The sequence below is a fragment of the Mogibacterium kristiansenii genome (assembly GCF_009695905.1).
Classification (GTDB): domain Bacteria; phylum Bacillota; class Clostridia; order Peptostreptococcales; family Anaerovoracaceae; genus Mogibacterium_A; species Mogibacterium_A kristiansenii.
Window position 1 is genome coordinate 55,068 of record NZ_VUNA01000011.1, and the last position, 21,840, is coordinate 76,907.

Annotated in this window: 14 protein-coding genes and 1 tRNA gene; 1 reads left to right on the forward strand and 14 read right to left on the reverse strand. The window is 51.9% G+C overall.

The window, feature by feature from the left end; translation table 11 throughout:
- Positions 1-39 precede the first annotated feature (39 nt).
- The 14 genes from ppk1 to FYJ65_RS06655 all read right to left on the reverse strand — a co-directional run bounded on the left by ppk1 (position 40) and on the right by FYJ65_RS06655 (position 20,133).
- Positions 40-2,178 (reverse strand): polyphosphate kinase 1, encoded by a 2,139-nt coding sequence (gene ppk1 / locus FYJ65_RS06590; protein ID WP_154554553.1) that lies wholly within the window; start codon positions 2,176-2,178, stop codon positions 40-42.
- Between the two features lie 14 nt (positions 2,179-2,192).
- Positions 2,193-3,131, reverse strand: a complete 939-nt coding sequence (locus tag FYJ65_RS06595; protein ID WP_154554554.1) for a Ppx/GppA phosphatase family protein — start codon at positions 3,129-3,131, stop codon at positions 2,193-2,195.
- A gap of 765 nt (positions 3,132-3,896) precedes the next feature.
- Complete coding sequence (gene trxA / locus FYJ65_RS06600) at positions 3,897-4,205, reverse strand: thioredoxin (RefSeq protein WP_154554555.1); 309 nt, start codon at positions 4,203-4,205, stop codon at positions 3,897-3,899.
- Between the two features lie 197 nt (positions 4,206-4,402).
- Complete coding sequence (locus FYJ65_RS06605; RefSeq protein ID WP_154554556.1) at positions 4,403-5,311, reverse strand: RnfABCDGE type electron transport complex subunit B; 909 nt, start codon at positions 5,309-5,311, stop codon at positions 4,403-4,405.
- 12 nt (positions 5,312-5,323) lie between these two features.
- Complete coding sequence (locus tag FYJ65_RS06610) at positions 5,324-5,905, reverse strand: electron transport complex protein RnfA (RefSeq protein ID WP_154554557.1); 582 nt, start codon at positions 5,903-5,905, stop codon at positions 5,324-5,326.
- Positions 5,905-6,621 (reverse strand): electron transport complex subunit RsxE, encoded by a 717-nt coding sequence (gene rsxE / locus FYJ65_RS06615; RefSeq protein WP_154554558.1) that lies wholly within the window; start codon positions 6,619-6,621, stop codon positions 5,905-5,907. Before rsxE ends, FYJ65_RS06610 begins: the two co-directional genes overlap by 1 nt.
- Entirely contained in the window at positions 6,621-7,199 is a 579-nt protein-coding gene (locus tag FYJ65_RS09805) for an FMN-binding protein (protein ID WP_154554559.1), read from the reverse strand. Before FYJ65_RS09805 ends, rsxE begins: the two co-directional genes overlap by 1 nt.
- Positions 7,189-8,163, reverse strand: coding sequence for an RnfABCDGE type electron transport complex subunit D (locus tag FYJ65_RS06625; RefSeq protein ID WP_154554560.1), 975 nt, complete (start codon positions 8,161-8,163; stop codon positions 7,189-7,191). Before FYJ65_RS06625 ends, FYJ65_RS09805 begins: the two co-directional genes overlap by 11 nt.
- Positions 8,163-9,476, reverse strand: a complete 1,314-nt coding sequence (gene rsxC / locus FYJ65_RS06630) for an electron transport complex subunit RsxC (protein WP_154554561.1) — start codon at positions 9,474-9,476, stop codon at positions 8,163-8,165. The genes FYJ65_RS06625 and rsxC overlap by 1 nt, the downstream gene beginning before the upstream one ends.
- Before the next feature lie 181 nt (positions 9,477-9,657).
- A complete protein-coding gene (locus tag FYJ65_RS06635; protein WP_154554562.1) occupies positions 9,658-11,073 on the reverse strand; it encodes an aminotransferase class I/II-fold pyridoxal phosphate-dependent enzyme in 1,416 nt (471 codons plus the stop codon).
- 94 nt (positions 11,074-11,167) lie between these two features.
- On the reverse strand, positions 11,168-12,439 hold the full coding sequence (gene serS / locus FYJ65_RS06640; protein ID WP_154554563.1) for a serine--tRNA ligase: 1,272 nt from the start codon (positions 12,437-12,439) through the stop codon (positions 11,168-11,170).
- 43 nt (positions 12,440-12,482) lie between these two features.
- On the reverse strand, positions 12,483-14,402 hold the full coding sequence (locus FYJ65_RS06645) for a glutamine synthetase (protein ID WP_154554564.1): 1,920 nt from the start codon (positions 14,400-14,402) through the stop codon (positions 12,483-12,485).
- A 44-nt stretch (positions 14,403-14,446) separates the two neighbouring features.
- Complete coding sequence (locus FYJ65_RS06650) at positions 14,447-17,296, reverse strand: UPF0182 family membrane protein (protein WP_235898222.1); 2,850 nt, start codon at positions 17,294-17,296, stop codon at positions 14,447-14,449.
- A gap of 149 nt (positions 17,297-17,445) precedes the next feature.
- Positions 17,446-20,133, reverse strand: coding sequence for a zinc ribbon domain-containing protein (locus FYJ65_RS06655; protein ID WP_206157344.1), 2,688 nt, complete (start codon positions 20,131-20,133; stop codon positions 17,446-17,448).
- A gap of 355 nt (positions 20,134-20,488) precedes the next feature.
- Between FYJ65_RS06655 and FYJ65_RS06660 the strand changes: the two genes are divergently transcribed.
- A tRNA-Lys gene (locus tag FYJ65_RS06660) sits at positions 20,489-20,564 on the forward strand.
- The last annotated feature ends 1,276 nt before the right edge of the window (positions 20,565-21,840 follow it).

A 21,840-nucleotide genomic window follows, 5' to 3' on the forward strand; every position in this document is an offset into this window, starting at 1 on the left:
TTTAATGAAAGTGCAATTGGGGCCCCCGCAGTTCCCATATTATTTTCCCCAGTGGATGATGCGCTGCCACAGGTTTTTCTGCGGCTCTTTCTTTTCCTCGCCGCCTTCTGTCTTGCGTCGGGATTCCTCTGCCAGCTTCATCTGCTCCTCCTGGCTGTTCACACCGTCCTCACCAATCACCGGCTCGTACTTACACTCCGGCAGCAGCTTCATGGCCTTCGTATTGTCGGACCACTGAAGATGGATGACTTCCCATATTTTTGCCCGAACGTTCGGATCCAGAATCGGACATCCCACTTCCACTCTTCGGCGAGTATTTCGTGTCATAAAGTCCGCCGAGGCGATGTACATCTTTTCCGTCGAACCCTTTCCAAAAACATAAATCCGTGAATGCTCCAGATACCGGCCCACGATGCTTCGAACCTCGATGTTCTCCGTCTCCCCCGGAATGCCCGGAACCAGGCAGCAGATACCGCGCACCATCATGTGAATCTTCACGCCGGCGCAGGAAGCGTCCCGCAGTTTTTCGATGATGCGGCGATCCGTCAGGGAATTCAGCTTGAAGAACAGGTATCCCTCCGGGCCTTTCTGCATCTCCCGCTCGATTCCCGCAATGACTTTCTCCTGCAGCTCTAACGGTGCCACCAGCAGGTGATCGTACCTTCCCTCCAGGTTTCCGATTCCCATGTTCCGGAAAAACAACGCCGCATCCTCTCCGATTCCCGGGTCGGCGGTCATCAGGGAAAAGTCCGTGTACAGCTTGGAGGTGGTTTCGTTATAATTGCCGGTTCCGATCTGGGTGTACCGACGAAGGGTCCCCCCCTCATTTCGGGTAATCAGGCACAGCTTGGAGTGCACCTTGAAATTGGCCATGCCGTACATGATGGTGCATCCGGATTTTTCAAATTCCTTGGACCAGTCAATGTTGTTCTGCTCATCGAAACGAGCGCGGAGTTCGATCAATACCGTGACCTTCTTGCCGTTTTCGGCCGCCCGGCACAGGTATTTGACCAACTTGCTTTTACCCGCCAATCGGTAAATGGTAATCTGGATGGAACGGACATCCGGATCCGATGCCGATTCCTCTAGAAGGCGCAGGAACGGCTTCATGCTTTCGTACGGATAGGACAGCAGACGATCCTGCTTACGAATCCGATCAAACATGGATTCTTTTCCGGCAAGTTCCCCCGGAGTTTTCGGAGTGTACGGCTCAAAAAGCATCTCCTTCTTCTGCTCCGGGTTCAGCTTGTTTTCCAGCCTGTAGGCATACTTCATCTGCAACGGACCGCCGGTATAGAAAATCTGACTGTCGCTGAGGCGCAGGCGGCTCTGCAGGAACTTCAGCATTTTCGAGCTCGGATGGTCGGTCATTTCCAGGCGAAGAGGGGCCAAGCGGCGCCGATCCTTCAGCAGCTTCTGCATGACTTTTCTGAAATCTTCATTTTTCTCGCAGTCCTCATCTTCTGCGTGGATATCCGCATTTCGGGTGATGCAGATTTGAATCTTTTCTTCCACCGTGTAGGTGTCAAAGACCACGTCCGCCAGTTCTAAAAGCAGGTCTTCCATGCCGATGTACCGAACCCCCGGACCCGGCAGGTACAGAATCTGCGGCAGGTCCACCGGCACCGGCAAGAAGGCAAAGTATTCTTCGCCCTTCTTTTTCCGCAATCGCACGCAGATTTCAACGCCCTTGTTGCTGAGGTGCGGGAAAGGATGCTGGGGATCCACCAGCATCGGGGAAAGCATCGGCAAGATGGAATTGCTGAAGTAGTTCTCCACGTATTCCTGTTCGGAGGCGGTCATTTCTTCATACTTCAGACGGAAAACGCCTTTGATTCGGAATTCCTTCTCCAGTTCCTGATAGATGGCATCTCGCTGTGCGTACAGAATCCGTACCCGGTCGTAGATCTTTGTCAGCTGCTCCTCCGCGGTCTCTCCGGTTTTATCATCGGTGTATTTCTTTCCCAGCGGCAGCATATCGATCAGGCTGCCCACCCGGACCATAAAGAATTCGTCCAGATTAGACGTAAAAATCGATAGGAAGCGGAGCCGTTCCAGCAACGGATTGCTCGAATCCTTTGCCTGGCGCATGCATCGCTCGTTGAACTGAAGCCAGGACAGTTCCCGGTTCTGCATGTATCTTCCGCTTTCATGGTCTTCCTGCGTACAACTTAACATTTTACTCTATCCCCCTATTTTGCAGTTTCCTCTTCTAATTTTGGTTTGTTTTCCTTTTTCTTCAGGATTTCTTCCATCAGGAAACCCTCTCGGACGCCGTATTCCACAGTAACGATTTCTTTTACCCCGAAAACATCGGCTGCCGCATTCAGCGCCGCCATTCCCGGAAGCAAAGTGTGTATCCGCTCCGGTGCGGACCGAAGAATCAGGTCCGAGAACTGGGACGGATTCTCTTTGTAGAAATCCAGCATCTTCTGTAAATACTTTCGGCCATACTTTCCGTCATGCACAGCTTCCGGATATTTCCGCTGAAGCACCTTCACAAAAGCTCGGCCGGCGCCGCCTTCCACGCAGAGAGGCAGGTGGTAGCTGCGCTTCGGAAGTTGGATTTTCTCGAAATGCTTCCGCATGAGACGGTCGATTTCCTTAAGTTCTTTCGGCTCCGGAATGATTTCCTTTACGTATTTCCGATACAGGTTCAGAGATCCCCACGGGATAGAGGTGGTGAGCTGCGCTTCGTCATTTCGGAAGGCCACCACTTCGCTGCTTCCGCCGCCCACATCAATCATGATGCCCTCGTCCATGGAAATCTGTTGACGCAGCCCGGCAAAACCGTAGCTCGCTTCCTGCTGTCCGCTCAGCACTTTCACCGGGAAACCGGTTTCCTTCTCAATCTCGACCAGAACCTCTTCCGTGTTGATGATGTTCCGAAGTGGTGCCGTGGCAAACACGCCGATTTCATCCAAACTGAACTGGTCGGTAACCGTCTTCAATTCCATCAGCGATTCTATCGCCACCTGAACGCCTCTCTTGCGCATTTCATGGTCCTTATTGATGTATCCGGCCAGCCCGGCGGTAATCTTCTTGTTCAGCACCCGGCGAATGGATGTTCCATCGTAATCGAACACCACCAGCCGAATCGTATTTGATCCAATATCTATAACTCCGTACATACTTCTCTCCTTTTATATAAAAAGGATACGCCCGCAATGTAATATTCACTATCAAATAAACGTAAAGAACAGGTAAAACGAGTGCGAAACCGGCCTCAGACCCGGGAATCGGAGCCGGTGTTGGCGCCTCTAAGCGGTGACATAAGCCTTTGCCGACTGCACGACGCCAACTCGGCCGGCCGCTTCCCGGGCTCCCCCTCGTATTGTTGGCGCCCCTATACGGTGACATAAGCCTTTGCCGCCTGCATGGCGCCAACTCGGCCGGCCTCCTCTCGGGCTCCCCCTCATATTGTTGGCGCCCCTTAGCGGTGACATAAGCCTTTGCCGACTGCACGGCGCCAACTCGGCCGGCCGCCTCTCGGGCTCCGCCTCATATTGTTGGCGCCACTATACGGTGACATAAGCCTTTGCCACCTGCACGGCGCCAACTCGGCCGGCCGCCTCTCGGGCTTCCCACCAAATTGTTGGCGCCTCTAAACGGTGACATAAGCCTTTGCCGACTGCATGGCGCCAACTCTAATCTACCCGGCGGTCGCGGGGAAATTGACGACAGAACCTCGGGGGAGAGCGTTCCGTCGTCAATTTCTTCCGATTTCCCGAAAGCCGCCCATATTAGAGAGGCCTTCTGGAATATTCGTGAAGGCCCAAGAGAGAAGGGCGCCGGATGAATTCCTCATCCGGCGCCCTTTTCGTTTCTTTTCATTTCTTTTCATTTTTTACCGGCCTCTACTCCGGCGAAATACTTACTTCATCTTCGGATTCTCTCTATCCAAGAATCTTGTCCAGTTCTCTTCTCTGAGTCAAACCCACTTCTTTGTAAGTCACTTCTCCGCCCTTTACAATCATCAGGGTCGGGATGCTCATTACACCGTACTCGATTGCCAGGTCCCGCTGTTCATCGATGTTGAGCTTGCACACCTTTACATCGTCACGATCATTGGCCAGCTCCTCCAGAACCGGTCCCTGCATCTTGCACGGTCCGCACCAGTCAGCATAGAAATCAACCAAAACTGTTTTATCTGACTGAAGCACCTCCTGTGCGAAATTTTCCTTTGTAAGATTCAAAATAGCCATATCACTAACCTCCTTGTGGTCCCTAGTATCGAAATTATACCTTAATTCCGGACAATGTTCAAGGTCTCTACCCATATATTTAAAGAGACAACAAATTCAAGCGGGGATGCATATGAAAAAACCCATTAGACGCGTCATGCACATCTAATGGGTTCTGTTTCTTAATCCCGAAAAATCGGAGGGCGTGACTTCAGACCTTATGCCTGCGGAGCTTCCGCTGCTTCCTTTGCAGCTTTTGCAGCAGCAACCTTTGCTGCCTTCTCCGCTGCTTCCTTTTCGTTCATTTTGATTGCTACTTTTGCATGCTTCAGGCTGAAGCTGTTGATTGCGCCGGTCGGGCACACTCTCATGCACATACCGCAGTTCTTGCACTTCTCCGGATCGATGCTTGCCAGATTGTCCTCAACGGTGATGGCATCAAACTTGCAGACCTTTGCACACTTACCGCATCCGATACATCCGTTGGAGCAGTTCTTTCTGGTGAGAGCACCCTTGTCCTTGGAGGAGCAGAGTACGTTTACCTGCTGTTTTTCCGGTACCAGATGGATGATGTGCTGCGGGCATTCCTTTACGCACTTGCCGCAGGCAACGCAGTTGTCTCTGTTCACAATGGCAACTCCGTCGATTACGCCGATTGCGTTGAAATCACATACTGCCGCACAGTCTCCCAGTCCGATACAACCGAACTGGCACTGTCCGTTTCCGCTGAAATAGGTCTTTGCAGCCTTACAGGACATCAGGCCCTGATATTCTGCAATCTTTCCGGTTGCGTCGCAGGAACCGTTACAAGTTACTCTTGCTACCTGCTTCTCGCCGGCACCGGCATTTCTGCCCAGCAGTTCTGCAATCTGCTCTGCACATGCAGCTCCGCCAACGGTACATGCAGAACAGCTCTGATTTTCGTCTGTAACTACTGCATTTGCATAGTCATCACAACCTGCAAATCCGCATCCACCGCAGTTTGCACCCGGCAGAATCGCTCTTACCTGTGTGACACGCTCATCTACTTTTACGTAGAATGCTTTGGATGCAATGGTCAGAAGAAGTGCTGCGATGAAACCGGCAACTACAACAATAACGACTGGTGTTAAAATTGCACTACTCATTCTGCCGCCCCCTTACTGGAATAATCCCGAGAAGCCCATGAAGGACAGGGACAGGATGGTTGCACTTACGAGAACCATCGGCACACCCTTGAAAGCAGCCGGTACGCCGCTCTCATCCCAGAGCTTTTCTTCACGTACACCTGCGAACAGAACCATGGCTAATCCGTAACCAACGCCTGCACCCAGTGCGTATACGATAGACTGAATAAACGTATAATCATAGTTGATTGCATTGATGGTCGCACCCAGGATCGCACAGTTGGTGGTGATCAGAGGAAGGAAGATACCCAGCGCCTTCTGAAGTGCCGGCATGAACTTCTTCATGAACATCTCTACGAACTGTACCAGAGCTGCGATGACCAGAATGAATACAACTGTCTGCAGATATCCGATATCGAACTTGTTCAGTACCTGCTGAATCGGCCATGTAACCAGTTCAGCAAGAACCATTACGAAGATAACGGCGCCACTCATACCTACAGCGGAATCCATCTTGTTGGATACACCCAGGAACGAGCAGATACCCAGGAACTGAGACAACAGGAAGTTGTTGACCAGTACGATCGACATAAAGATAATAATCAGATTAACCATTATGCTTCAGCTCCTTTCTGGACAGGTGCCGCTGCTGCGACTTCGTCCTTTACTTCTGCCAAGTTGCAGGAATTGTACATCGGGCATCCGCCACAGCTGAAGGACTGTTTCTTCAGTGCTTTGCCCTTTGTAGCCAGGTTCAGCATTGCAATCAGGAATCCGTATACGAAGAATCCGCCCGGAGCCAGATTGAAGAATCCGATTGGTGTGAACCAGGAACCGAATACGGTGTAGCCCAAGAGAGTTCCGGCACCCAGAAGTTCTCTGATGGCACCCATCAGGCCCAGTGTCAGAGTGAATCCAAGACCCATTCCAACACCGTCCAGTGCGGAATCGATGATGTTGTTCTTGTTTGCGAATGCTTCCGCTCTTCCCAGGATGATACAGTTAACTACGATCAGCGGCAAGAACAGTCCCAGAGACTGATACAGGGACGGTACATATGCCTGAAGTACGAACTGTACCAATGTTACGAATCCGGCAATAACTACGATGTAGCAAGGGATTCTTACCTTATCCGGAATAACCTTCCGAAGAAGGGAAATTACGATGTTCGAGCAGATCAGTACTGCTGTTGCGGAGAGACCCATTCCCAGACCATTGGACAGGGAAGAAGATGTTGCCAGCGTCGGGCAGGTACCGATCAGAAGTACCAGTACCGGGTTCTCCTTAATAATTCCATTTGTCAATATGGAAAGTTTGCTCTTTTTTGCCATTACTGAACACCTCCCATACTCTTATACTGTTCCAGAGCTGCATATACAGCCTTGTGGATTGCACCGGAAGATACGGACGCACCGGTTACGTATTTTACCGTGTTGTCGCTCTTGATGTTCTCACTTCCAAGTGCTTTCAAGCTCTTATACTGACCCAGGTGCTCCGGCGTCTGTGCCTTTGTACCTACACCGGCGGTGTCGGCGTGGTTGGTAACCTTCACGTTGGTGATGGCACCGTCTTTGTCGATACCGATCATTGCGGTCAGCATGCCGCCGTAGGAGTTGGACATAGCGGTTACCACCATGCCGGATCCGTTGGTTGCATCAAATACTTCTGTTACATATACCTTCTTTGCTTCCAGAACGTACATGTCGCCGTTATACTGCTTGAATTCACCCTTTGCTGCCGGCAGAAGTTCATTTCTGGCTTCGTTTGCCGCCTTCAGAGTGTTTTCATCGATAACCGGCTTGGTTACACCATATGTAAATGCAAGTGCCAGTGTAACCACAAAGCAGATGCATACCAGTACGAGGATCGGTTTAACGAATTCCTGGAATGTGTTTGTCTTATTTTCCACTGTTCGCACCTCCTGCACAATAACGCTTGAAGCTCCATCTGTTGATCAGCGGTGTGCAGATGTTCATCAGCAGGATGGAGAAGGATACGCCTTCCGGATAGCTTCCGAAAAGACGGATTGCCATTGTGATGATTCCGCAGCCGATACCGAACATAATCTGTCCGGATGGGAGCTTTGGAGTTGTAACATAGTCCGTTGCCATGAAGATTGCACCCAGCATAACACCACCGGCCAGAATATGGAATACAGCCATGTGGAAGGACTTGGTGTAAATCAGAGCAATGACGAATACAGTTCCGATGAATGCACACGGAATGATTGGAGAAATGACTTTCTTCCAGATCAGATATGCACCGCCGATGAGCAGTGCCAGTGCACTCACTTCACCAACAGAACCGCCGATGAAGCCCAGGAACATATCCATGTTGGACGGCAGTTTTGCACCTGCGCCGCCTTCTGCCAGGATTCCAAGCGGAGTCGCACCGGTGGTCGCATCTGTTGTCTCCGCCATTCTTGGCAGCGGCCATGTGGACATGTTTGCCGCGAAGGAGATGAACAGGAAAATTCTTGCTGTAATTGCCGGGTTTACGAAGTTCTTTCCGATTCCGCCGTAGAGCTGTTTAACAACTACAATGGCAACGAAGCAACCGATTACAGCCATCCACAGCGGGAAGTTTGCCGGTACGTTGTACGCGATCAGAAGACCGGTAACAGCCGCACTCAGGTCGCCTACCGTCTGTGGCTTCTTTGCAAGATAATTGTAGAGCCATTCAAAACCGACACTGGCGATGATGCATACTGCGCAGAGCAGGATTACTCTTGCTCCGAACACATATACTCCCGCAACAAAGGCCGGTGCCAGTGCAAGCAGAACGGATCCCATCAGTTTCGTCGTATCCGCATCCGTAACGATATGCGGCGCATTGGACACGATCAGGTTAGAGTGAAATTTCTGTTTTTCCATTACTTACTTGTCGCCTCCTTTACCATACCCTTTGCCAGTGTATTCACGAAGCTGAGAGGTCTTCTTGCCGGGCAGATGTAGGAGCAGCTTCCGCAGCCCATGCACTGCATAACGTTGAACTTCTGAAGTCTCTCCACGTCTTTTCTATTATATGCCTCCGCAAAAATAACCGGCATCAGCTTGAACGGACATGCGCTGATACAACGTCCGCAGTTGATGCAGCCGGTCTCAACCTTTACTTCTGCAGCTTCCTTACCGAATGCCAGCAGGGATCCGGTATTCTTCATGGTAACGTTCTCGTCCGAGTTGGTCGCACGACCCATCATCGGTCCGCCCATTACGATCTTCTTCGGCTCTTTCTTGTATCCGCCGCAGAATTCCATTACATCCGCAATCTGAGTACCGATTGGAACGAATACGTTCTTCGGCTCTGCTACCGCATCCCCGTCTACGGTAATTCTTCTGCGAACGATTGGCATTCCGGTCTTGAAGAACTCGGCAATGATTGCGACGGTGGATACGTTGTCCAGAATTACGCCCAGCTGTGCCGGGAGAACTCCTGCATCCATCACCTTACCGGTCGCTTCATACACCAGAACACGCTCAGCACCCTTCGGATATCTGGACTGAAGCGCAAGCACCTCAATGTCATCAAATCCGTTCTGCTGAATCAGATTGTTCATGTTTTCAATCGCTTCCGGCTTGTTCTCTTCGATTCCGATAATACCCTTCTTCAAATTCAGGTATTTCATGATCAGTTTCATTCCGTCCAGAACATCCTGACCCTGTTCAAGCATCATACGATTATCCCCGGTGATGTACGGTTCACATTCTGCTGCGTTTACAACCAGAACGTCACACTCATCCAGGTTCTTCGGATTCAGTTTGATATGTGTTGGGAACGAAGCCCCTCCGAGACCAACGACGCCGCTGTCTCTTACTGCTTTAACGAATTCTGCATGATTCGTAACGTGCGGAATCTGAACTTCCTCGCTCACTTCCTGTTTCTTGTCTGTCTCGATTACAATCAGGGTTTCCATTCCGCCCATGCCTCCACGGGACTGAACGATATCCGTAACCGTTCCGGAAACACTGGAGTGTACCGGTGCGCTGACAAAAGCATCGGTGTCACCGATTCTCTGTCCGACTTTTACGTGGTCACCCTTTGCAACGAGAGGTTTACAAGGAGCACCGATGCTCTGCGACATGCAGATTTTTACAACATCCGGAACCGGCATAACCACGGTCTCGAGATTCGAGGTATTCTTGTGGTGCGGTACCAGAATGCTAGGTAAGTGTTTACCTTGGCTCATCCTTAAGCAACCTTCCTTTCCTACAAAATGTAATAACAATATTCACTGAACTATTATACACTACTCTTTCACAAAAATCACTTGAAATTTCACGGAAAAATCACTTTTGTATGTTTAGTTTCTGTCACACTTTTCAAGATTTTTCTTCATTTTTCTCCCCCAAAAGCAGCTTTTCGCCCGCTTACACTTCCGGTGCGACGCACACATATCCGGTTTCATCTACGCCGATTACCGTTTCGTTCCGGCGAACCCGCTCCTGCAGGTATTGAACCGCTTCTTTTGTCAGAATTTCACCGGGGCAGGCCAGAGGAATCCCCGGCGGATACGGAATCAGGGAATCGTACAGACGGCGGCCGGCCGCCTCCGCCAGCGGAATTCGTTCTTTTATTGACGGAATCGGGCCTTGCTCCAGATTAAATGCAAGAACGTCTTCGCTGCGCCCCGTCTCGTTTTCCGTAATCCCGTACTTGCCGCTGATATACTGCAAGGCCTCCAGCAGTTTTTCGTAATCCCGGCGCTCGTTTCCCAGACCGGTCATCAGCATGGCGTAATCCCCGTGGACCATTTCCACCCAGATGTTCTGCTCCTGCAGCTCCGCCGCCAGCCGCTCGCCGCCGAAACCGTAGGGCTTCATGTTCAGGTTGATTTTGCTCCGGTCCAGCTCCCGGTTCTCGATAACCGAAAGGCCGGTAACGGACCGGTAATTCTCATAGAAATACTGCAGGTCGGACTGCCACGCCTGAAAAAGTTCCCGACCGCAGCGCAGGATTTTCTCGTTCACATCCAAGCTCCCCATCAGAATGTAGGAAGGGCTGGTGGTCTGGAGCATCCGCACCGTCTCCGAAATTCGGGAAACGTCCACCCGGTCACTGCACACGTTGAGGATGGCGGTCCCCGTAAAAGACATCAGGGTTTTGTGCGTGCTGTTCACCACCAGATCCGCCCGCAGGTTTTCTGCCGCCCGCTTTTTTCGAGCGCCTTCGTCAAAGAATTTCAAATGGGCACCGTGGGCCTGATCCACGATCAGCACCTTTCCCGCCGCGTGAGCTTCCAGAGCGATATCTTCAATTTCCGAAAGCACCCCGTAATAATTGGGGCTGGTCACCAGCACCGCCGATGCATCCGGATGTTCTCGCAGCGCCGCCGCCACATCCCGCGGGGAAATCGCCCCCTGCAGCCCGGTCTTCTCATCCGTCAAGGGTTTTACGTACACCGGCTCAATGCCCCCCAGGCGAAGGGCCGAGAACACCGATTTGTGAGAATTTCGTCCCATAATCAGCTTGCCGCCCCGAGGCACCGTCGCCAAAACAGATGCAATCAATCCGGTACTGCTCCCGTTCACCAGAAGCTCCGTATGTCGCACGCCGTACAGCGCCGCATAATTCTCCATCACCCGGCGAATCACCGACTCCGGCCGGGTCAGCGCATCCGCCCCCGGAATCTCCGTAATGTCGCTGCCCATGATGTTCTTCAGAAAATCGCCGTACCCAAGCTCCTTGTACAGCCGGCTTCGCCCCTTGTGCCCCGGCATATGGAAGGATATGGGATCTTGGCGCTTGTGTTCCACCAGAAAATCCGTCACCGTTCTTCTATTCATTTTCCGTCCCTCGTTCTTTCGTTTTCCTAAAAATAAAATCAAAAGGCCCCGGACCTCCGACCAGTCGGAATATCCGGGGTGACTTCAGTTGTTTTTATCGAATTACGTCGGTTCCCACGTACGGGCGCAGTACCTCCGGCACGATGACCGAGCCGTCTTCCTGCTGGTAATTCTCCAGGACGGCCGCAACGGTTCTGCCCACTGCCAGTCCGGAGCCGTTCAACGTATGGACGAATTCCGGCTTGGTATCCCGGTCCCTCTTGAACCGGATATCCGCTCTCCGCGCCTGATAATCCTCGAAGTTGCTGCAGCTGGAAATCTCAACATATCTTCCGTAGCTTGGCATCCACACTTCGATATCGTAAGTCATCGCAGAGGAGAATCCCAGATCTCCGGCAGACAGGCGTACCACGTGGTACGGAATCTTCAGCTGCTTCAGCACTTCTTCCGCATCCAGGGTCAGCTTCTCCAGCTCATCGTAGGAAGTCTCCGGCGCAACCAGCTTCACCATTTCCACCTTGTTGAACTGGTGCTGACGAATCAGGCCGCGGGTATCTCTTCCGGCGGAACCCGCTTCTTTACGGAAGCATGGGGTATACGCCGTGTAGTATACCGGCAGTTCGTCGCCGCTGAGAATTTCGCCGGCTCTCAGATTGGTTACCGGAACCTCGGCGGTCGGAATCAGGTATTCATCCACACCTTCCAGGTGATACATATCGTCCACGAACTTTGGCAGCTGACCGGTTCCGGTCATTGCCGCAGCATTTACCATGAACGGCGGGAGGATTTCGGTGTATCCCTGTTCCTCGGTATGCAGGTTCAGCATGAAGTTAATCAATGCTCGCTCCAGCCGAGCGCCCAGGCCCTTGTAGACCGTGAATCTGGCACCGGAAAGCTTCGACGCCCGGTCGAAGTCCAGGATGTCCAGGTTCTCACCAATGTCCCAGTGTGCTTTTGGTTCGAAGGAAAACTCGGTTGGTTCACCCCACTTCCGAATCTCCACGTTGTCGGAATCGTCGATACCGTCCGGAACTTCCTTATTCGGTGTGTTCGGCACGCCCAGAAGGGCATTGTGAAGGTTTTCCTCCGCCTCGCTGACCTTACCGTCCAGTTCTTTGATGCGCTGGCTAAGCTCCTTCAGTTCCTTGAAGAGGGCGGTGGTATCTTCTCCGGCCTTCTTCAGCTTCGGAACCTCTCGGGAAGCGGTATTCTGTCTGTTTTTCAGCTGCTCCACTTCCGCCAGCAATTCTCTTCTCTCGGTGTCGTACTTCCGTACGTCTTCCATGCCGAAATCGCCTTTGCCGCGTCTTTCTACATCTTTTTTCACTTCATCGAAGTTCTGTCTGATTCGTTTAACGTCTAGCATTTTTTATCCTTCTTCTTTCTGATACAGAATTAATTATTTGTGATTAGAATAGATTCTTCTGGTAATCATTATACAGGTCGCGGAGCTCTTCCGTCAAATGCTGAATTTCCAATTCCAGGTCGGAAGCCAGCTGGAAGTTTTCTTCGTCCAGTGCCAGCTTTGCCTGGGACAGGATGGATTTCTTTCCGATATAATCCTTTCCCAGACGGTGTCTCAGGTCGTTGACCTGTCTCCAGTTCATGATATCGTAATCCGTTGCACTGTTCTCGGTGTGTGCCTTCACGCACTGGCGAACGAAATTCATGGTGTTCGGAATCAACCGATCGTGGAATTCCGTGCTCCACTTCAAGGTCATCTGATCCCGGTAAGAACGGATGATCAGGGCGATGGTGTCGTCTCCTCCGGTAATCTTTACCAGTTCGTCTCGGTGCTCATCAAAGGCTCTGAAGTTCTCCCATACCGTTGCCGGTGCCTTGCCGAAAAGCTGTTCCCTCTCTTCTTCCGTATAATACGTGAATACGTTTTCTTCGGAACGATACTGACGATCCTTTTCCAGATAGATGTCCTCTTCCCCCGCCTTTTTGGAGATGGCCTTCTCCAATTCCTGCGGTGTTCGCTTGTTCTCCAGCACCGAGCGAATTCCATCCAGCATCAGCATGTAAGCGGAACCGATAATCAGATAGGTGTTGGAATGCGGGTTCGGCGAACGCAGTTCGAAACGGGTGGCCATCGGATTTTTCATATCCCGAACCACGCCGATCAATACGGTTCTGTTCCGGGATGGGGTTACGCAGTCTCTTCCCAGGGATGTAACCACGCATACCGGCGCTTCGTATCCCGGCTTTAGTCTCTGGAAGGCATCGTGAGTCTGTGCCACGAACGGATTGAGAATTTCATAGTTCCGCAGAATTCCCATCAGGGAACCGTATCCAATCGGACTCATGAAATCCTTTTCCCGGTCGATCGGTTCAAACAGGTTGATCATCTTGCCGTTCTTCAGCTTTGCCATCACGCCCAGATGGGTGTGTTCCCCGTTTCCGGCAACGCCCTGCATCGGTTTTGCCAGGAAGGTAACCTCCAGGTTGTTGGCCCGGAATACATCTCGGATGATATGTTTAATCTGGCTTTCATTGTCCGCCGCCTGGAGTGGGTTGGAGTACTTCCAGTCGATTTCCAGCTGTTCCATGATATGGTCGAAATCGCCGCTGTTGCCCATCTTGGCACGGACGCCGCCCACTTCTTTATGTCCCATTTCCACTTCGAATCCGTAGCGGTCCAGAATTTCCAGGGTCTGTTCCATCGCCGTTCCCACCGGTCCGATGGTGCGCTTCCAATACTGCTCTTTCAGTTCCTGAGAGGTGTACAGCTGATCCCGGTCCGCCCGGTCATCCGGCGTCTTTACCCAGAATTCCAGTTCGGTGGCGCTGGTGAGCACCACATCTTCAATATCTTCCGGAGAATCCAATCCGCCGATGTAGTCCGTTACATACGGATTGTTCTGAATCAGTTCCATTAGTCCCCGACGGAACTTCTTCGTCAATCTTCTCGCATAGATTCGGGAACCTACCATCCGTTCGTTGTTGTGTCTCAGGAAGGATGGAATTCTCAGTGTTCCCACCGGAAGTCCGGTTTTGTAATCGATGTTCATGAAGTTGTACTCCACGTACCAGTTCACTTCCTTGTCCGGAAGGATGTCCACTCTGGCATTGGACAGTTCGGCAATCAGCGGAAGCGCTACGCTGGATCCATCGGTCTGAACGCCGTCCCACAGAATTTTTGCCATGTCCTCTACAAATGCCTTCATCGGAATCTTTTCGTCGGTGTTGTGGTTTCCCAGATCCACGCCCGTCAGAGACACGAACTTTACTTCCGGATGGGCCTCCAGTATGGCCGCAATCTCCTTCTCATCGTGTTTCTCTGCCGGGATGGTAAAAAGCATTTTGTCCAAATCAAAATCTAACATTTTTCTCTCCTCTCAACCCTTCTTTAACATATAGCGTAATATTATTAATTCCGGTCTTCCAACTGGTTCAGATACTTCTCCAGCTCGTCCAGATAATCACCGTACTTCTTCCAGTTTCCGCTTTTCTGGGCGTTCACTGCGTTCTCGTAGGCTTCGTTGGCTTTCTGAATTAACTCCTTGGTGTTGGACTTTCCGGAATTGTTTTTACCGGAAGACGCGGATGCACTCTGGGATTGTCCGCCGTTCTCGTCCTCTCCGAAGAGATCCGCCAACGCATCTTCTAAGGTGGACTCGTACGCGATTTTGTCGCCGTAGGCTACGATTACCCGCTTCATTTCCGGAATCGCCTGGTTGGACGCTTCCAGATACACCGGTTCCACGTACATGATGGAGTTGTTGATCGGAATGACGAACAGGTCGCCTCTCCGGTATTTGGAACCGGAGGAATTCCACAGGGAGAATTCCTTGGAAATCTCCGTATTCTGGTCAATCTGGGCCTCGATCTGCATCGGCCCGTACACCGTCTTGTTCTTCGGGAACTTATATACCAGCAGCTGGCCGTACCGATTTCCGTCGTTCCGTGCCATCATGATGGCCGTCATGTTCTGTTTGGACTTCGGTGTGAACGGAATCATGTTGATGAATTCCGCCTTTTTTTCGTCCGGAAGTTCAAAGATGAAGTAGCTCGGATCCATTTCCTTCTCTTCTGTGCCGTAGATCTGGTGTGCGATATCCCACAGGTCTTCATCCTGATAGAATACCTTCACCTGATCCATGTGGTATTTCGTGTACACACCGGCCTGAATCTTCAGCAGCGAATTCGGATAGCGGATATGCTTCCGGATGCCTTCCGGCATCTCCTTTACATCCTTGAACAGAGTCGGATAGATTTTCTGATACGTGCGCGCCACCGGATCGTCTTGATCCACCACGTAGAAGGTGGTATCTCCGTTATAGGCATCTACCACAACCTTTACGGAATTCCGAATGTAGTTGGTGGAACCCACCTCGCCGGAATACGGTTCGGAATAAGGGTAATAGGAGCTGGTGGTATACGCATCCACAATCCAGTACAGCTTGCCGTTCACCACCGTCATATACGGATCCTTCTCGTAGGAAAGATACGGCATCAATTTTTCCACCCGATCCTTGATGTTCCGGTTGATGATAATCCGGGAGTCGGAGTTCACATTGGAGGACACCAGCAGTTTCATGCTGCCCTCCCGTACGGAGAACAGAATCCGATTCAACAGATTCAGCTTGATTCCCGCTTTCCCCTTGTACGTGCTGTAGCTGTTCTCGTTTCCGTTCGGATAATCGAATTCCTGCTCATCGGTATTCACGATTACGTAATCGTTGGTTAATTCGCCGAAATAGATTTCCGGACGGGTAATATCGGTATCCTTCGCCTCCGATTCCGGCGGAATATTCTTTACAATAATATCCGGCTGACCGTTGGCCGTAACCGCATCCACTCGGGACACCGCCGCACCGTAACCGTGGGTATACTTCAGATGGCGGTTAATCCAGGTGGAACTGATTTTGCTTTCGTTGATTTCCCGGGCTGCCAGATACGTCTGGGTCTGTTCCCCGTCGATGTTGTACCGGTCGATATCCACATCGTTGAAATCGTAATACTGCCGGATGCTCTGAGTCTGATTGTAGAAATCCTGCACCGGCTCATAATCGTTGATTCGAATATTGGTGATGGTCTGGGAGTTATTCCGAATCGCCTGCCGATTCAGATTATGCTCTGCCGGAAATTCCTCCACCTTGATGTTGTCCAACCCATAGGCGTGACGGGTATAAGAAATATTCCGTTCCAGATATTTGCTTTCTTTATTGATTTCGTCCGGGCTCACCAGCAGATTCTGCACCGCAAAACTCACCACACCGCCCAGCAGGCCCACCACAACGATTGCAATCGGAATCCTCACCAGCTTCTTCGGCTCCTTCCGGTGCATGTGGTGACAAAGTGTTACCGCGCCGACAATCGAAAGCACCATAATCAGCCGGTACACCCACAGCTTCACATTTACATCCGTAAAACCCGCGCCGTACACCGCACCCGTGTGGACGTGCAGCAGATCGAATTGCCGCATCAGGAAATCCATCGCCACCATCAAGTAGAAAATAATTCCCAGCAGTGTCAGTTTCCCCGACGCGATGTGAAGCAGCTGGCTCATATTGCTGTTGTTCAAATCCAGCGTGCGCATGCTGCTGCGCTTACTCCGGTATTTACGGGTAAAAGGAATTGCGTTCTCTTCCGGCGTTTCCGAGCCCTCCGGTTCTTCCGGCTCCCGTTCGAACACATCCGGGGTACGCACCGTCATCAGGATTCCGTAGTACAGCAGTGTGATGATCACTATGCCCACCACGATTCCCAGCACGATGTTGTTGGCTTTGGTCAGGAATGCCAATTTAAACACGTAGAAGGAAATGTCCAGATGGAAGAGCGGGTCCTTCAGGCCGAAAGATGTGGCGTTGGCAAACTGCCGAAAATCCATCCAGGTGCTGGCGCCGGCGGAGAGTCCCACCAGGAGGCCGAATACCACCGACATCCCCCAGGAGATCTTATTGAGGCGCTTTTCATCCGGAATCTCGTGGGACTCGACTTCAATGAAATAATGCTTTTTCAAGCTCTTCAGGTAAATGCGCACCAGAAGCATGGCTGCCAGGAACACCGGCACCCCAATTTCCAGTTGGCTCAGGAACTTCGTCCAGAACACCTTTTCGAATCCCAGGCTGTCAAACCACATCCAGTTGGTGAGAAAACCGGCGCAGCCGATGAGCAGCACCAGAATCACCACGATTACCATCACGACGAAACTGAGCCCTTTCTTCGGCCGATGAATTCGGTCCATTCCCTTTGGCTTCTTATCTCTTTTCTTCATATCGCCACTCCATTGCTGCGTTGGACGCTTTAAAAAAACGAACAAGCAGCGACAGCGTCCGTCATAGGCGCGCCACCGCTGCATGTAATTCTATTAAATTTTCTGTGTCTTTAGGGCGAGTTTCTGTGAACCGCCGCAAAATGCTTTTATTACATCAATCCGCCGAAACCGCCGCCGTCTGCGAAGAAGTTGGTGTAGTTTCCAATCACCTCGTTCAGCGTCTGGGCAATGCCGCTCTCCGGAGCGAAGTTGAGGATCAGAATGATTCCCAGGAGAACCACCAGCAGAACCGCAACAACAATTGCGATAACGGTGAGCACGCTTCCGCCCTTCTCATCGTAATCTGCTTCTTCCTTCACCTTCTTGGCTTTCTTCTTTGCCTTCTTTCCGGTCTCTTGTACGGCTTCCGCCGGTGCCGACGGTGCCGCCGCGTTTACCGCAGCGCTGAGGCTCATGGAAGACGGATTCTCCTGCGGAGCCGCCTCCTGCATCTGAGACTGCATCTGCGGAGCCTGCGGTGCTTCCTGTACCGGTGCTTCCGGCTGAGTTCCCAGAATGCTGTTCATGGCATCGGTCACATCGTCGTCGATATCCTCGCCCTGCAGCTTGCTGTATTCCGCATCCAGAAGTTTCTGGAATTCCTCGTTCTTACGATACAGGGTGTAGAATTTGTCGATTTTGCGGGTAGCTTCCAAATCGTCTGCATCCGGTGCGCCGCCAAAGATGTCGTTCTCCAAATCCTCCAGGGACATGGAGTTCTGATCTTTCGCCGCTGCCGCCTGATTCAGAATATCCTCGGAAGGCAGTACCACGGTATCGCTTCCCTTGTTGTCACCGGTATCGATGGTTTCCGCATTGAAGAAGATTTCTTCTTCCTTCGGTTCTTCCGGTGTGGTATCCACACCCAGGTCAAAACCCAGCTGTGCCAGTTCTTTATCCAAATCCAGCTGTTCGTTTTCCGCAAAAGCAGAATCCGCCGCCGCATCGTTGTTCACTGCATCCTGAATGTTCAGTACCGGCGTTACGTCATCATTCTGCACCCCGGTATTCTGATCCGCGATTCCATCCATGTAGGAATCGCTGTAGCTCTCTTCTACCTGCGGCGCTTCCAGTTCCTTCGGCGCGCTCAGGTTATCCAGCTCGGCTTCCAAGTCGAAGTCCATGGCACCGTCGTTGTATTCATCCACGCCGGCGTCATCTGCCGGTGTTTCCGCTTCAACTTCCGCCGTTTCCTCGGCCAAAACCTCTGCTGCCGGTACTTCCTCCGGTGCGGTCTCTACCGGAGTTGCTTCTACTTCTACTGTCGGTTCCTTCGGTGCTTCTTCCGCCGCTTCGCCGCTCTTCTGCTTCAGCAGCATCTCCAGCTTCTTCTGAAGGGCTGCGATTTCATCATCCACCGCTTCCTTCTCGTCGGTGCTTGGTGCTGCCGGAGCCTCGGTCGCCTCAGCGGTCGCTGGGGTTTCTTTTACCGGGGTCTTCTCTTCCGCAGCGTCGTCAAGCGAGAAATCCTCATCATCGTCATCCAAATCATCCGGTTCCTCGACTCTTGCCGCGCGAGAAGCTCTTCTCTTTGGAACGTAATCCAAATATTCGTCAAATCCGGCATAGGCATCTTCCACGTCGGACTCTTCTTTTGCCGGTTCTTCCGGAGTCAAGGCGTCGCCGAACAGATCGATTCCCGCTGCGACATTCTCTTCCTCGGATTCATCGTCCAGTTCGGCCGGATTCAGCTCCACGTCATCCTCCCCGAAGAAGAAATCATCGTAGGAACCTTTTTCCGCCGGCTTCACTGCCGCTTCCTGTTCCGGCTCCTGCTCATCTTCATCTGCCAGGTGGTTCAGCCGGATGTTGTCATATTCATCTTCCACCGACGGTGTATCCACGCTGGTAAAAGAATCTTCGTAGTCGTGGAAAACGGCGTTCCGATCTGCTTTTTCCGGGGCCTTCGGCGCTTCGTCTTCGAAGATATTGGATCCGCCGCTGAAGATGGATTCCAAATTATCCTGCTTCGGTGCGCGCTTCTTCTCAGACTTCATGCCGCTGAGAATACGGTCAAACTCCTGCTCGGAGTCCTCGACAAAGTTCTGCGGCTTCTCCGGAGCCACTTCCTGCTTCCGAGCTTCTTCTCTCTCCGCACGAATTTTTGCCAACTGTTCCTCAAAAGTCGCTGCGCCATCCCGCTTGTCCATCTCCGCGATGATGTCGTCCTTCAGATCCGTGTATCCCTGGGTGTGCTCTCTCTGAGATTCCGGAAGAACGGACTCTCTCCGTTCCGGATATGCGGTGTCCTCAAAGGAATCTGCAGGGACATTCTTTCTCAGGTTCTCGTATTCCGCCCGCTCCTGTTCATCTTTTTCCTGCTTCAGGACATCGATGAAATTCATGGTGCGGCTGCGGTCTCTGGACGGTTCTTCCTTTCCGAAAAGTTCTTCTTCTAAGGAAGTCTTCTTTTCCGGCGCACGATAAGAAGAGGTGCCGGACGAAGCCGACCGATTTGGCACGCTTTCAAATTCGTCGGAATAATCTTCCCACGGAGAACGGACTTCCTTGCGCGGGCGTCTTCTGGAATTTCGGTCATCTACCACCGAGCTCCAGTCGAATGCCACTTCTGATTTTCTTTTTGGCGCGTGTGTGTCGCTGTCATCCCAATCCAGATTCATGCTAAAACCATGATCCGCTGACTTTGCCGTCTTCGTTTCGCCGGCAGCCTGTTGATTTCTATTTTTTACGGGATGCTCTGTTGCTGATTCCAGTCCGGTGGATGCCACTTTAGCTCCACAGACGCTGCAGAATTTAGCACCATCAGCAATTTTGTTGCCACAATTACTACAGAACACTATTGTACCTCCCAAATGTATTATCCGCTCTAATTAATAAGCTCTTACAAATATTCATTGAAAATTATACAACAGCATTTTGGAAAATTCAATGCTTTCTACAGGATTTGTGGTTGAAAGGCTTGATTTTATTGTGTTTGCAATATGCATGTAAAGCTTTTGCAAACTTTCCGTGCAAGATTTGAAAACTTTTTTGAAAAAAATAAAAAAAGCACTTGACTCTGCCCCCGTTTCCGGCTATACTAAATGAGTCGCATGAAGCGACTGAAAAAACTTTTTAAAAAAAAGTGCTTGACTTCTTGAGATTTCTGAGTTATACTAAATGAGTCGCATGAAGCGGTTAAAAAATGAATATGCGCGATTAGCTCAGCTGGCAGAGCACCTGACTCTTAATCAGGGTGTCCAGGGTTCGAACCCCTGATCGCGCACCATGGACGAGCAACTGAGGTTGCTCGTTTTTTTATTGTTTTTTGGCGGCCGGCGGATGAGCTGCAGGTGCCGGCCGGCGGGCCGGCTTTCTGCTCTTCTCGGCACCGGGGTTCGCGCATGAAAACCGAATTTATTGGCTTTGCGGGCAGCCGAGCGCGAACTTTGCCGGCTGCCGGCCGAGCCTCAGGGTAAAATGTTGGCGCTCCGTAACGGAGGCACAAGGCTTTGCGGGCAAAAGAGCGCCAACATGGGCGATGCCCGGCCGATCCTCAGGGTAAAATGTTGGCGCCCCGTAACGGAGGCATAAGGTTTTGCCGGCACCGAGGCGCCAACTCGGACGGTGAACGGCTGCGCTCCAGGGCAAAATGTTGGCGCCCCGTAACGGAGGCATAAGGTTTTGCCGGCAAACGGGCGCCAACATGGGCGATGCCCGGCCGATTCTCAGGGTAAAATGTTGGCGCCCCGTAACGGAGGCACAAGGCTTTGCGGGCAAAAGAGCGCCAACATGGGCGATGCCCGGCCGAGCCTCAGGGTAAAATGTTGGCGCCCCGTAACGGAGGCATAAGGTTTTGCCGGCAAACGGGCGCCAACATGGGCGATGCCCGGCCGATTCTCAGGGCAAAATGTTGGCGCCCCGTAACGGAGGCATAAGGCTTTGCCGGCAAACGGGCGCCAACATGGGCGATGCCCGGCCGATTCTCAGGGCAAAATGTTGGCGCCCCGTAACGGAGGCATAAGGCTTTGCCGGCACCGAGGCGCCAACTCGGCCGGTGACCGGCAGCGCTCCAGGGCAAAATGTTGGCGCCTCGCAACGGAGGCATAAGGCTTTGCCGGCAATGGGGCGCCAACTTGGCCGACGGGCAGAGGCGCCTCAGGGCGAAATGTTGGCGCCTCGTAACGGATATACATGGCTTTGCCGGCAATGGGGCGCCAACTTGGGCGGTGCCCGGGCCGCCTTTTCCTGTTTTTTCGGCCCGGGGTTGGTGCACGAATCCCCGCAGACCCTTGTTCTTTCGTTCCCTTTGCACCAAGTCTCCGGACCTTTTCAGCGCTCGGCCGGCACGGACTTGGTGCACAAATCCCCGCAAAGCCTGTTATGAAGTGACCGTTGTCAAGAGACGATTACAAGAAAGTTTCTTCTCTCGGCATGGCACATTTGTATTTTCTTGACAGCATCTGGAAAGAGCTTTGATTTAACAGTTCCCGGCATGTGGCCACTCTGTTATTCGTGGATTGGTTACCTACAGGCTAATGGTCCGCCGTGAGCCCTGCGATCTT

What these genes read in the sequence shown, in the direction of transcription:
- FYJ65_RS06645 (WP_154554564.1), bottom strand. Translation starts at nt 14,402, where the DNA reads ATGTTAGATTTTGATTTGGACAAAATGCTTTTTACCATCCCGGCAGAG.
- FYJ65_RS06605 (WP_154554556.1), bottom strand. Translation starts at nt 5,311, where the DNA reads ATGAGTAGTGCAATTTTAACACCAGTCGTTATTGTTGTAGTTGCCGGT.
- FYJ65_RS06635 (WP_154554562.1), bottom strand. Translation starts at nt 11,073, where the DNA reads ATGAATAGAAGAACGGTGACGGATTTTCTGGTGGAACACAAGCGCCAA.
- FYJ65_RS06625 (WP_154554560.1), bottom strand. Translation starts at nt 8,163, where the DNA reads ATGGAAAAACAGAAATTTCACTCTAACCTGATCGTGTCCAATGCGCCG.
- FYJ65_RS06610 (WP_154554557.1), bottom strand. Translation starts at nt 5,905, where the DNA reads ATGGTTAATCTGATTATTATCTTTATGTCGATCGTACTGGTCAACAAC.
- FYJ65_RS06650 (WP_235898222.1), bottom strand. Translation starts at nt 17,296, where the DNA reads ATGAAGAAAAGAGATAAGAAGCCAAAGGGAATGGACCGAATTCATCGG.
- rsxC (WP_154554561.1), bottom strand. Translation starts at nt 9,476, where the DNA reads ATGAGCCAAGGTAAACACTTACCTAGCATTCTGGTACCGCACCACAAG.
- trxA (WP_154554555.1), bottom strand. Translation starts at nt 4,205, where the DNA reads ATGGCTATTTTGAATCTTACAAAGGAAAATTTCGCACAGGAGGTGCTT.
- rsxE (WP_154554558.1), bottom strand. Translation starts at nt 6,621, where the DNA reads ATGGCAAAAAAGAGCAAACTTTCCATATTGACAAATGGAATTATTAAG.
- serS (WP_154554563.1), bottom strand. Translation starts at nt 12,439, where the DNA reads ATGCTAGACGTTAAACGAATCAGACAGAACTTCGATGAAGTGAAAAAA.
- ppk1 (WP_154554553.1), bottom strand. Translation starts at nt 2,178, where the DNA reads ATGTTAAGTTGTACGCAGGAAGACCATGAAAGCGGAAGATACATGCAG.
- FYJ65_RS06595 (WP_154554554.1), bottom strand. Translation starts at nt 3,131, where the DNA reads ATGTACGGAGTTATAGATATTGGATCAAATACGATTCGGCTGGTGGTG.